This window comes from Alkalihalobacterium chitinilyticum (assembly GCF_029028005.1).
Lineage (GTDB): Bacteria > Bacillota > Bacilli > Bacillales > Bacillaceae_F > Alkalihalobacterium > Alkalihalobacterium chitinilyticum.
This window is the reverse complement of the sequence record NZ_JAOTPO010000013.1, coordinates 89,960-103,041: the sequence shown is the minus strand read 5'-3', so window position 1 is coordinate 103,041 and position 13,082 is coordinate 89,960. Positions and strand designations below refer to the sequence as shown.

Annotated in this window: 12 protein-coding genes; 10 read left to right on the top strand and 2 right to left on the bottom strand. The window is 38.4% G+C overall.

All coding sequences use genetic code 11. The features are described 5' to 3' along the window. Positions 1-122: 122 nt before the first annotated feature. The 8 genes from N7Z68_RS17345 to N7Z68_RS17310 all read left to right on the top strand — a co-directional run bounded on the left by N7Z68_RS17345 (position 123) and on the right by N7Z68_RS17310 (position 7,876). Positions 123-1,055, top strand: coding sequence for a DMT family transporter (locus N7Z68_RS17345; protein ID WP_275119739.1), 933 nt, complete (start codon positions 123-125; stop codon positions 1,053-1,055). A 278-nt stretch (positions 1,056-1,333) separates the two neighbouring features. Further along, complete coding sequence (locus N7Z68_RS17340) at positions 1,334-2,308, top strand: quinone oxidoreductase family protein (protein WP_275119785.1); 975 nt, start codon at positions 1,334-1,336, stop codon at positions 2,306-2,308. A gap of 29 nt (positions 2,309-2,337) precedes the next feature. Continuing rightward, on the top strand, positions 2,338-4,638 hold the full coding sequence (locus N7Z68_RS17335) for a molybdopterin-dependent oxidoreductase (RefSeq protein ID WP_275119738.1): 2,301 nt from the start codon (positions 2,338-2,340) through the stop codon (positions 4,636-4,638). A gap of 215 nt (positions 4,639-4,853) precedes the next feature. Continuing rightward, positions 4,854-5,381, top strand: a complete 528-nt coding sequence (locus N7Z68_RS17330) for a hypothetical protein (protein ID WP_275119737.1) — start codon at positions 4,854-4,856, stop codon at positions 5,379-5,381. A gap of 190 nt (positions 5,382-5,571) precedes the next feature. Next, on the top strand, positions 5,572-5,757 hold the full coding sequence (locus tag N7Z68_RS17325; protein WP_275119736.1) for a hypothetical protein: 186 nt from the start codon (positions 5,572-5,574) through the stop codon (positions 5,755-5,757). Beyond that, positions 5,754-6,485, top strand: a complete 732-nt coding sequence (locus N7Z68_RS17320; RefSeq protein WP_275119735.1) for an alpha/beta hydrolase — start codon at positions 5,754-5,756, stop codon at positions 6,483-6,485. Before N7Z68_RS17325 ends, N7Z68_RS17320 begins: the two co-directional genes overlap by 4 nt. Positions 6,486-6,630: 145 nt before the next feature. Continuing rightward, complete coding sequence (locus N7Z68_RS17315; RefSeq protein ID WP_275119734.1) at positions 6,631-7,206, top strand: CBO0543 family protein; 576 nt, start codon at positions 6,631-6,633, stop codon at positions 7,204-7,206. A 226-nt stretch (positions 7,207-7,432) separates the two neighbouring features. Further along, complete coding sequence (locus N7Z68_RS17310) at positions 7,433-7,876, top strand: VOC family protein (protein ID WP_275119733.1); 444 nt, start codon at positions 7,433-7,435, stop codon at positions 7,874-7,876. Positions 7,877-7,949: 73 nt separating this feature from the next. On the opposite strand, the gene N7Z68_RS17305 is transcribed toward N7Z68_RS17310, so the two are convergent. Further along, a complete protein-coding gene (locus N7Z68_RS17305; RefSeq protein WP_275119732.1) occupies positions 7,950-8,675 on the bottom strand; it encodes a DUF3270 family protein in 726 nt (241 codons plus the stop codon). A 574-nt stretch (positions 8,676-9,249) separates the two neighbouring features. Between N7Z68_RS17305 and N7Z68_RS17300 the strand changes: the two genes are divergently transcribed. Together N7Z68_RS17300 and N7Z68_RS17295 are read left to right on the top strand one after the other, a co-directional pair. Continuing rightward, positions 9,250-11,076: a MotA/TolQ/ExbB proton channel family protein gene (locus tag N7Z68_RS17300; protein WP_275119731.1), complete on the top strand. Its 1,827-nt coding sequence runs from the start codon at positions 9,250-9,252 to the stop codon at positions 11,074-11,076. After that, positions 11,069-11,761 carry an OmpA family protein gene (locus N7Z68_RS17295; protein ID WP_275119730.1) on the top strand — a complete coding sequence of 231 codons (693 nt, stop codon included), beginning with the start codon at positions 11,069-11,071 and terminating at the stop codon, positions 11,759-11,761. Before N7Z68_RS17300 ends, N7Z68_RS17295 begins: the two co-directional genes overlap by 8 nt. 247 nt (positions 11,762-12,008) lie before the next feature. Here the strand turns inward: N7Z68_RS17295 and N7Z68_RS17290 are convergent, their stop codons facing one another. Further along, entirely contained in the window at positions 12,009-12,893 is an 885-nt protein-coding gene (locus tag N7Z68_RS17290; protein WP_275119729.1) for a metallophosphoesterase family protein, read from the bottom strand. Positions 12,894-13,082: the final 189 nt, after the last annotated feature.

The following is a 13,082-nucleotide window of genomic DNA, read 5'->3' as shown; positions in this document are numbered from 1 at the left end:
TACTAACGTATATCTTAACATAGATTTGATCAGATCCCTGGAGGAAGATAGCGACTTGGTCATAAAAAGCAACGAGAGTAAAGAAAATTGTCTACACCTTGATAAGCTAAAGGCAGGAGAGGATGAGACAGAAATCAGGAGGAACCATTCAAATGCCTGTTGGCTTACTATTAACTATTTCAATTATTGCTGTATCTTTTGCAGCTATATTCGTCAAATGGTCCGACGCACCTGCGACGATCTTAAGCATGTATCGAATGTATTTAGCCTGCCTTCTTTTATTCCCGATCGTATGGGTGAAAAGAGAGCAATTTTTCAAACTATCTAGTAAAGATTGGTTGTTTTTAACGGTGGCTGGAGTCTTTTTAGGCTTACATTTTGCTTTGTGGTTCGGTTCTTTAAAGCTGACAACGGTAGCTAGTTCAACGATTATCTTATCTTTACAACCGATCGTTGCATTGATAGGGGGTTTTTTATTTTTTAAAGAAAAAGCAAGCAAATTGATCATATTACCAATAGGGATTTCAGTTGTAGGAGTCATTATGGTCGGATGGGGTGACTTTGGATATGGTAGCTCAGCTGCTATGATCGGAAATTTGTTATCATTCCTTAGTGTGATCGCTGTAGTCGCTTATTTGCTAGTCGGTCAAAGTAAGGTGAAGAATATCTCTCATTGGATATATAGCTTTTGTGTATTTTTATTTGCTGGTGTTGCCTTAACGATATTTAATCTTGTATTCAGTATACCGATGGTTGGATACGACGCACGAGAATGGGGGATTTTTGTTTTATTAGCCATCGTACCAACGATCGCTCATGTCATATTTAACTTCCTATTAAAATACGTAAACACCACCACGATTTCCATGAGTATCTTAGGTGAACCAGTAGGGGCAACTCTTTTGGCAGTTATCCTCTTAGGAGAACAGGTCTTACTGTTTCAGATTGTAGGCGGGGTTATCGTTTTACTCGGTGTCTTTTTATTTTTACAACAGCAAAAGAAAGCAGATCGCGTTAGGAAAAGGGTGGAGGCGGAGAAGAATATAACTGCTTAGACCAATGGATTTGGATTGAAAATAGGACTTGGTTTCAGGACGTTAAGGAAAAAAATGTAACGTCCTGTTTGATTTTAATTGAATAATCTGAGATTTTCTACTATAATACCAAATATACCAACCGGTTAGTATGTTCCTTCTTAACCGCCTTTGTATGCGCTTTATATGTAGGAAGGATTTATTTTACCAGCAAGCACCATAACTGTAATTTGCGAACTATTAAATTCATAATCTAGTATTTAAAAATCGAACTCAACAACAAACAAGGAGATGAAATGATGAAGGCAATTCAATTTCATGAGTACGGAAAACCCGATGTGTTAAAAGTAGTAGACGTTCCAACTCCCCAAGTAAAACAAGGACACGTTCTTGTCCAAGTAAAGGCAGCAGGGGTCAATTTTGCTGATACAGCCAGACGCTACGGACAATACTTAGAAAAAACTCCACTTCCATACATACCAGGAGGGGAAGTTTCCGGTGTCATTACCGAAGTGGCTCCTGATGTCACTGACTTTAAAGTAGGGGATCGTGTCGTTGCATTAACTGCCAATGGAGGTTATGCAGAATACATTTCCCTTCACGTATCTCAACTCGTCCAAATACCAGATCAAGTAGATTTCAACCAAGCCGCTGCCATCCTAGGTCAAGGACTGTCCGCGTACCATATTTTAAAAACATCAGGGCAAATGAAAAAAAATGAAACTGTACTCGTTCATGCTGCCGCTGGTGGAGTAGGTACATTAGCTGTACAGTTGGCGAAAATCATGGGGGCAAGTCACGTTATCGCTACAGCAAGCAGCACGGAAAAACTAGAACTCGCTACTTCATTAGGTGCTGACACTGTCATCAATTACACAGAAGAAGGCTGGCATAAGCAAGTACGTTCTGTAACAGACGGGAAGGGTGTCGATGTGGTCCTCGAAATGGTAGGAGGAGAAATTTTCAAAAACAGCCTGAAGTGCCTGGCGATCAATGGTCGTCTCGTTATCTATGGACGCGCTGGGGGACAGGTCACACAATTTGATCCAGCGATTCTTATGCAACGAAATGTGAGTGTCGTCGGATTTTGGTTAGTTCATATTCTAAATGATACCAAACTGTATAAAGATAGTTTAAAAGAATTACTAACGTATATCAGCGAAGGACAATTGAAATTAATTGTCGGTGAAGCACTGCCATTAGAGCAAGCAGATAAGGCTCATGAATTAATTGAAGGACGTAAAACAATTGGAAAACTTGTTCTAAATCCGTAACCCTAAACCAATGAGGGGATGTGATCGTTTTGAAAAGTGAAACGAGTAAGGTGGACCAGTCTATAACTGTTAACTATCGGACGTGTCCTTTATGTGAAGCGACATGTGGCTTGGAAATTCATACAAAAGGTCAGGAAGTCGTCCATATTAAAGGAGATAAATTAGACCCTTTTAGCCGTGGTTATTTATGCCCTAAAGGTTATAGTTTAAAAGAATTACACTCTGACCCGGATCGACTAACAAAACCGCTGATTCGTAGAGGAGAGAATTGGCAGGAGGCCTCTTGGGAAGAGGCTTTCTCAGAAATCAGAATGAAGCTTCGTCCGATTATCGAGAATGATGGAAAACATGCCGTCGGAGTTTATCTGGGAAACCCGATTGTTCATAATTTAGGGTTGATGTTATATATGCCGATGTTCCTACGCTCTTTAGGAACTAAAAACATCTTTTCCGCGAGTACACTAGATCAAATTCCTAAACAGCTTTCATCGGAATTCATGTTTGGAAGTGATAGTAATCTGTCTATTCCTGATATTGACCGTACCGATTATTTAGTCATGATAGGTGCAAATCCGTTGGCTTCTAATGGCAGTTTAATGACAGCACCGAATATGAGAGGGCGTCTAAAGTCACTTCAAGAACGCGGTGGTAAATTTATTGTTATCGATCCTGTTCGTACGGTAACAGCGAAACAAGCCGATGAACATCATTTTATTCGTCCTGGGACAGATGCATTATTTTTATTCGGAATGGTCCATACCTTTTTTGCTGAGAATTTGGTGAATTTAGGTCATCTAACGGATTCTGTTCATGGGGTGGAGGACATTGAGAAGGTGTCGAGAGATTTCGCTCCAGAGCTCGTAGGTCCTAAATGCGGAATACCAGCTGAAACGATTCGCAGTATCGCTCGTGAATTAGCAACAACTCCTAAGGCTGTTGTCTATGGAAGAATGGGAACCTGTACCCAGCAGTTTGGTACAATGAATAGCTGGCTGATTGATGTCATCAATGTGCTCACTGGGCACTTGGACAGTGAGGGTGGCGTGATGTTCACGAATCCGGCAACGAGGCGAACTCAAACGAAAAAAGCCCGTAAGCCGCGTTATAATCGCTTTCAATCCGCTGTTAGAAATTTACCCGAGGTACTAGGAGAACTTCCAACGTCTAGTTTGGCTGAAGAAATAGAAAGTTCGGGTCCAGGTCAGATCAAAGCCTTTATATCAATGGCCGGAAATCCCGCTCTTTCAGCGCCTAATAGTGAAAGATTAAACAAAGCCTTGGAAAAAGTAGAGTTTATGGTTAGTTTGGACTGTTATTTAAATGAAACGACGCGGCATGCCGATGTGATTTTACCAGCACCTTCACCGCTTGAGCGCTCACACTATGATATTACTTTCTATAGTCTAGCCATTCGAAATATTGCTCATTATTCTCCTGCCGTTTTTGACCTGCCAAAAGAACACAAAGACGAGTGGGAAACGCTCCTACATTTAACTGCCGCTATCAGCGATCAGGAAATCAAAGGAGATATAACGCAAACAGTAGATGACGTTATGATAAAGGAAATCATCAAACATGAGGCCAAGAACGAAAATTCTCCTATTTATGAAAAAAATGTAGTAGAAGTAATGGGCTTATTGAATGAAAGAAGAGGACCTGAGCGGTTACTAGATTTTTATTTAAGGGTTGGTCCATATGGAGACCACTTTGGTAAGAACCCTGATGGATTAACTCTAGCTGTACTTAAGGATCATCCCCATGGCATGGACTTAGGAGCGCTTCAACCAAGAATAAAAGATAGTCTACAAACCCCTTCAGGCAAAATTGAGTTAGCTCCATCAGTATTAATTGCTGATGTCGACCGTCTGAAAGAAACGATGAACTCCCATTCTGATCACTTTCTTCTTGTAGGACGAAGAGATCTGCGGAGCAATAATTCCTGGATGCATAATCTTCCCGTGCTAGTAAAAGGAGAAGATCGTTGTAAACTTTGGCTTCATCCAGTTGATGCCAAACGGATCAAGCTTCAAGCTGGAGATCAAGCACTAGTGCAATCCCGCACAGGTCAAATCGAAGTGCCTGTCCAAATTACCGAAGATGTGATGCCAGGAATCGTTAGCCTACCACACGGATGGGGCCATAATCTCCCTGGGATACGTCTTCACGTAGCTGAGCAGAATGCCGGAAGTAACGTAAATATTTTAACAGACGAACAAGTCATTGACACCGTTTCAGGAAACGCCGTGCTTAACGGAGTTCCTGTGCGGGTTGAGAAGGCAGTGGACACTTCAATAGGGTCTGTAACTACTAATGCTTTGCAAGAGAAGTAAATATGGAAGCTTTAGTTAGGCATACATGAAAGTAGTAAGATAGGTGAAATATACAGCGATGCTTCTATTAGAGGAGCATCGTTTTTTTATTACCAACAAAAGATCATTTATTAAAATAAATTACAATTTTAACGTAACAAAATATCAGAAAAACAGGTTGTTAGAGTAGATATTAATTTATAGCTGATTAATATACATTTCAATAAGGGGGCACTATGTACCATAAACAGATCATCCCATATTTATTTTTATTACCATTAACGCTATTACTAACAGCCTGTTCCACTTCACCGCAATATTACACACCAACAAATGAGCAGGTTCAAGAATTTTTGCAAATCCATAAAATAGAACCATTAACGATCAGAGACGTAGGTGAATTTTCAACCGTCGTGTTAGTTCAAACAGATTTGAGTAACGCTTATTATGTATTGCATTCTACCGAATCAGGAGAAGTGGAACATAGCTATCTAGGAAGTAATAACAATGCTAAGTCAGTGCCCGTTTCAGTTCTTAACGGTGTAATTGATTTGAACTTTGTTAGTCTCATTATTAATGATGACGAACTGTTTGAAGCCGCTGAACGAGTAGACATTTTATTTCAATCGGGCAGAAAAGTAACCGAGGAAGTAAAAAGCAGAGGCGTCATTGTACCAAGTAAGCTAAAAGGAATCGACGGGGAGTATATGGAAATTGAAATCTACGATAAAAATAACCAGTTATTAAAGAAAATAGGACGGTGAAATCTGTACACTTTTGAAATAATTAATAGAAATCCACGGATGTGTTTATTACATGCTAAATGTATTGTTTCTTTTATTTTGATTGATGAATATAATACATAAACTCAAAATGAAACCTTTAAGCTCGTTGGCCGTATTTATATATAGTGATGAGTACGTGAAGCAGTATAAATATTCGTGAGGTGATTTCTTGTTTAAAAAAAGAACAAAAGTTGGGAAAATAATTGGATATAGCGGGTACTTTATCTTTCTAATTGGAGTGTTTTCCTTGGTCGATGGAACGAACGACCTGTTAAGAAATACTTTCCTTTTAGCCGGTGCTGCAGGTATCCTCGCTTCTAATTTCTTTCGAGTAAAGAAGGATGAGAAACAATGAAACTAATAGTAAAGCGTGTTTTGTTATGGGGGACGATAGCAGTTATATCACTTACTATAATTACTGCTATTTTTATTAATCTCAATACATATAACCCCATGGAAAAAGCTCTAGAATCAATGAAACGGCCGAATGTCGTCGTGGAAAATAATACGATTATTTTTAACCCAGAAGAACCGCCTATCGCAAACGTTGTTTTTTATCAAGGAGGATTAGTAAAGACTGAGGCATATGCCGTTTTAGGGCAGTCTTTAGCTCAAGAAGGCATACGTGTCTTTATGCCTCAAATGTTCTTAAATTTAGCTATAACTAATACTGGTGCCTTTGAGAATATCAGACAAACGTATGAGAATGGACAAAAGTGGTTTATTGGTGGACACTCTCTTGGAGGTGCGAGTGCCTCCATTTATACAGCGAATAACGTTAATAACATAGACGGAATCTTCTTTTTAGGTTCTTACCCAAGTGCTAGCAGTGTCTTAGCTGAAAAGCCTTTAAAAGTTCTTTCTGTTCATGCAACAAACGATCAAATACTGAATTATGAAAAATATATTGAAACGAAGGATATCTTGCCAACAGACACAGTATTTCTTGAAATTGAGGGCGGCAATCATTCTAATTTTGGTTATTACGGTCTACAAAGAGGTGATGGAAAGAGTAACATTTCACGGGAAGTTCAGCATGACTTGGTTGTCGAAGCCATTGTACAAATGATAAAAAATCAATAAGAGAGAAGCGGTGGCAAGAAGCTATCGCTTTTTTGTATAGTGGAGCTTCATTATAGAATCAGACTGCATTTCTCCATGCATAAAACAACAGCAATGGAAAAACCTATAGAAAATGAATTTAAATTGGAGAAAAAAGGTAGATATCATGTCAGGAAATTATCCAGCTTATTTTGATGAATTAGAGAAATTACACAAGCAGCTTGTCGAGTTGAGATACGAATATTGGCTTTCTCATAATTTGTTCACTCTCCAATGGTGGCTTCTTGTTATTGTGTTTATTGTGCCTTGGTTCATTTGGTGGAGGTACGTTGATAAGAAACGTATAAGTTCGATTTTATTATTTGGAACGTTACTTATGTTACTCGTCATCTTGTTAGATGATATAGGGGTCGAAGGAAATCTTTGGTCATATCCGTATCAGTTGATTAATTTGTTACCTCGGTTAATCCCGATTGACCAAGGAATTATTATTGTGGCACATATGTTCTTATATCAATATTTCCCTAAATGGAAAGGATTCATTATTGCTAATACGATCATGGCCCTGCTTTTTTCATTCTTTTTTGAACCTCTTACGGTTTGGCTCGGTATTTATCGTATTGAGAACTGGCGCTATATTTATTCCTTACCTATCTATATCGCAAAGGCAGCTTTCATTAAATGGATCGTGGACCACGTTATTTTGAAAACCGAATTTAAGCACAAACACCAACAAGATTAAATTTGTTATATGCCAAACTAAAAAACAGCACATTTATATGATACTAAAATGTGCTGTTTTGTGTTGTATTAGTTATATTTTATCCTTTAGATTGTATCCTTTTATACATTCCAACTCTATCAGTATTTAGTGAAAATTGTATAAATTCTTTGAAACTATGTAACAAAGTCAAGTAAACTGAGATTAAGAGGGGTAGTGATTTTATATGATGAATGGAGGACGAAAGATGAACAGATTAAACATTATCACACTTGGAACAATAGATCTTGTGAAGAGCCATGAATTCTTTAAAAAGTTAGGGTTTGATACGTCGATTAGAGGACCTGAATCTAATCCTGATATTATCTTTTTTAAAAACGAAGGAACTAGAATTGCCCTATATCCACTAGAAGAACTGGCTAAAGATATTAATCCAGGACAACCACCGCAAATCGGTACGGGATTTCCAGGCATTACGTTAGCTTATAATGCTAAATCAATGCAAGAAGTAGATGATATCTTAAATCAAGCCGAACTAGCGGGTGCCGTCATTGTCAAACAGCCGCAACAAACGGATTGGGGCGGTTATGGTGGCTATTTTACCGACTTAGACGGCTACTATTGGGAAGTGGCGTACGGGGAGTTCTGGGAGTTCGATGCTTCCAACATGTTAGTGATTGAGGATGAATGATAGATGTTAGATATTAAGGTATAGAGGACGTATTTCTCTATACCTTCTTTGTATATAGCCAATGAGAGGTTAATCACCACTGAAAGAAAAACTTTAAAGACATCGTGACTGCGGTGTAAGAAACGACTCCAATTGTAAATGTCAGATAATGAGCTTCATCATCCGGCGGCAATTCATATTTAAGCACGTTCAATATCATCGCCCCCGATATAAACGCAAAAATTATCGATTCGATGAGCGGTGATAAATCGATTGTCACCCCCAACAACCATCCTGCTAGAATCCCGGTTGCAAGGACGTAACGCCCAACATGATTATAAATATCGGCATACTCTCTCCACAAATCATGAGCAACCGCAACAAAATGCAGACCAACTGCTAGTCCATAGAAGACAGCCTGAATTCCTAACACATCGTGAGAAATGATCGTATAGGCGACTAACATATTATAAATGCCGAAAAAGATGATCTGTAACCAAAAGAGAGTTCTCGCTTTATGGGTTTTGTCATTTAGCTGCGCCTTTCGAACGACTTTCTGAATGCCGTAAAAAATTAACACCCCAATTAATCCAATAAAGTAAAGCTCAGACTCCATCGTAAAATAATCCCTGTATTCTTTAACGATAATCTGCTCCTTGTGGAGAGTCGGCAGTACGTATACAAATACATACGATACAGCTAATCCACCAGAAAAGGAAAACCATTTTAACCGTTTAATCCGGTCCGATGGAATTACTTCATTTGCGAGTAAATGTATTAAAATAAAGGAAAATCCCATTATAAATGCGTCTAGTGTCATGTGTTTTACCCCTTCATTAAGGTGTTTAGTATATGTTTTCCAGATCAGGAGTAGTTCATGAGGGGTTCTAAAGTGGGAAATGAATATTTACCGAAGAAACGAGAAGACTTATTGTCCGTTTTAGAGAATTTATTGTCTGATTTGAGAATTTATTGTCTGATTTGAAAATTTATTGTCTGATTTAAAAATATATTGTCCGATTTTAATTTTTATTGTCCAAAGTGTGTCTTCATCATTTAAATTTAGAATTTCAACCCATCATTAGCCTCAACATCTAGACAAAAAGTAAAAGACACCTGCCATTGATTAATTTAGGTTCAACTAAATTCTCCCGCTATATCAAATCGAAAAAAGCAGTAACCATAGCGTAAAACTTCCCCCGGCTTGTATGCATGATTTGGCCAAGTTCTGAATAGCTATTAACAAGGGTGACAAGTACTCCAATTGGGGCTCGGCCTATGGAAAGTCATCGATTAGTGACCAGTCATCCATCTCACGGATCATTCCATCGTTAAAGTGAACGAACGTTTTAGGGCGAGACAACATCTTAGTTTTTCAAATAGGGGGATTTATCATGGTTGAAGCTATTTTGACGTTTTTTACGAGTGAGCAGCAAGCCCAAGCGGTTTTAGCCAATCCAATGATTGAGCTTATTTTCATGGTGTTATTTCTGACATTTGTCGCAGCGATTGTGCTTCATTTTACGTTGTTTAGCAAATTGAGGAGAATTCGAAACCATATCAATGATACGAATTCGTTGGATATTGCGCCGTTAAATACAATGAAAGAAGAATATGAAGCGAGTAAAAATCAAGATGCAGTTAAAGTAGAAACGTTTGTTCAAAATAAGTTCTCTAGTTGGCGTGTGTTTAATGTACCTGTCGTTAGTCTCATTAAAATGATCCAAATGACGGTGTCGGTTTTTATTTTAGTCGGTGTACTAGGAACGTTTATCGGACTTGCGATGTCGCTTGGAAGCATTAATGCAACAGGGGATCAGCTAGTGGAGAATGTCGCGCTCGTCCTTGCTGGTATTGATGTGGCGTTCTACACGAGTATTGTCGGTATGGGATTATCCCTCATCATGACGGTTGTTACTAGAGTAGCAAATACGGAATTCATGTTAACTGACATTATGTTAAAGACCGAGTCCCATTTAGAAGAGAACGAACAAGATGGTATGGCCCGTCTTATTGATGTGTCTGAAACGATTAATGCTTCCATTGTCGAATTACGAGAAACGAATCAGGAATCATTGCAAAGCATCGTTCAATCGTTCCAGGGCTTTCAAGAATATACAGTCGGTCTACAGCAATCTGCGAAAGATTTGGCTAAATTTAATGAAGGCTTAACACAAAACTTAAAAGATTTCGTCGTTATTTTTAATAGTATGAGAGATCTAACGAGCGGTTTTGATAAAGGCGTAACGAAGCTCAATAAGAACTTTGATCAACTCTTTCAATACTTTTATAAAATGGACCAACGCAATGAACGAATGACGAGTGCGTTTACCGAAACGTATAAAAAAATTGATGAACTCGCCACATCTCAGATGGAAACAATGAACGAATTCCAAAACTCGGTCGTTGATTTAAAAGATTACTTCTCTTCTGTCGCAGAAAGGCAGGAAGCAATCTATGTATCTTTCGACCGAATGAACGCCCAGAGTGAAAATCTAGTAAAAATGATGCAGCAAAATAATCAGCAATTTGAGCGGATTTTCGGTGAGGATGTGAGTTCGAAACTCACTTCTATCACGACGTATTTAAATGAACTGAAAAATGACTTCAATAAACTAAACCATTCAATCGTTCGTTTACCGGATTCACTAGACACGATTAACAAAGCGCAAACAGAGTATCGTAATCTTTTATCGTATCGATTTGATGAACTGAAACAATTCAACCATGAATTTATTAATCAATTAAAAGCACAGTCGGCTAATGCGCATACGTTTGAAAAACATTTGAGCGATGCGACACGTTCCTATGAGCAAACAGGCCAACAAAACTATCAATTACTAAATGAAATCAATCGAACGATTACACAAATGGGCGACTCATTTAATCATAGAGAAAATCAAATTGAATCGAGTGTCACCGCACTAAAAGATACGATGAACCGATACGTTACCAATCTAGAAGGAACGTTGGGAGACAAATTAGATAAAGTGAGCCGCAACATTGGCGATTATGTCGTCCAAATGAATGACGCAATTAAAAAAGAGTTTAAGCAAATCGGTGATATTACCGAAGAAAATCAAGTAAGAAGTGCCCGCTCCATGCAGCAAACGATGAATGATTTAGGTCAAGAATTCCAACAGTTAAATCGTCAGCTTCATCTGATCTCACAAGAGTCGATAAGGCAAAATGAGCGAGTAAGGGTTGTAAGCAATGATTAATAAATATAAAAAGCTGTTTAACGGAGAGCAGGAGGAAGGGCACTTTTGGCCGTCATTTACGGACTTGTTAACGGCGATCTTACTATGTTTTATCCTCATTTTTATCATCATGATGGTCATTAAATCATTTCAAATCCAAGAAATGAAACGAACGATCGATCAAATTATGGGCGTTCGCGTTAATTTAATCCAAGATTTAAATGAAGAATTCAGCGACTCAACGTTAAATATTGAAATCGATGAGAAAACGGGTGCATTGATTTTTAATACAGACATTTTGTTTGAGTTTGATGCAACTGAATTAAAACCAGAGGCGTTCCAATTTTTAGATGAGTTCGTTCCCGCTTATTTAGATGTATTACTAGAAAGGGGTTATGAAGATTACATTTCAGAAATTATTATTGAAGGTCACGCCGATAAAATCGGTAGTTACTTGTACAATTTAGAACTGTCGCAGCAACGTGCGTTTAGTGTAGCCGAGCATATTTTGAGTGAAGATTTCCCGTATAAAAACATTCAAGAACACTTGAAAGATAAACTAACAGTGAACGGAAGATCCTTCAGTGAAGGGCGTACCGATGCAGATGGAAACTACAGCAATCAAGAGTCACGCCGTGTTGAATTTAAATTCCGCTTGAAAGATGAAGAAATTTTAGAGAAAACCCGCGAATTGTTGGGGAACTAGTATAACAACACCACGCCATCACTGGAGTGAAGTCCATGTGAGGCGTGGTGTTCACATTTTGGCAAATAAAAGTGAGGAATCGGACAATAAAAATTGAAATCGGACAATAAATTTCGATTTTGGACAATAAAATAAAAAAACGGACAATAAAGTCGTGAAAACCGACAATAAAACGATTGCAGGGGCTATCTTCATCACCGAGAAACACCGATGCAGCTCTCTTTTTCTTATAAATGAGCGTTATCAGTCACCAATCATAAGGATAATGCAAAATGCGTTCCGCAACGTCCATTTCTTTACGAGTATTAAACGTGAGAACTGTATATTTTCCGACAAAGCCAACACCAGCTGGCAAATGATAGCTCGGCATATTGGGGAAAAAATCATCCTGATACTGAACGGACGTCGGATGGTTATGTCCAGAAATATCATAGATAACAAGATGAGGGTCGCTCGAACAACTTGAATCGATGACTTGTTTTAACTTTAGCTTTTGTTCGTCTGTGAAATGAAGACAAGGGCCATGGTGTGTAGCTAATAATACTAAATCAGTATCTCGATTTTCATTTAATTCAAAATCGATCCAGTCAAAGGCCTCAGTCTTAAAATAACCAGGTCCGCCTGTTGCACGCTCTCCATTTTTATCGTACGCCGTTTCTGCCATGATCACTTTTAACCTGACCGCACCATTATCGACGACAAAACTTTGATTAAATTTACTTCCAGCAATCTCTTTTCTCGTTTGCACTTCTGGAAATAGTCGATATAGGTCCTTATCTTTGCGGTTCTCTCCAAATTCATGATTGCCGCATATCCGTTCTTTTCTAATGTTTGGATCAATCGCATTCCACAGGTCATTAAACTGGTTAAAATCAGAATGGTAGCGATCGACAATGTCCCCAAGATGAAGGACAAGTTCCGGTTGGTAAGCATTGATTTCGTTTACCAGATCCACAAAGTGCCGCATATGACTATGGGCTTTGTAAAAATATTTATCTTTGAACACAGCGTTTTGTTCCTTTGGCTTTCCATCCACTTCTGTTTTAAAATGTGTGTCGGTCATGACCCAGACGTGTAGCTCGTTTGGGTCTTTTCTTATAGCATGGTTACTTAAGTCATTCGGGTAGTACATACGGATAATTTCTCCTCATCACTATTTTATATAAAGCAAAAGTAATATGGGGGAGGACGCCTATATCCTAAGCCTAAAAACCTAAGCCATTCATTCGTTATAAATAATATATTTAAAGCTTTATTTTTTGTGAATGATGACGACCAGTATATTCCTATAAAAACAGACTGTAATAGTGGTGACCAGAAA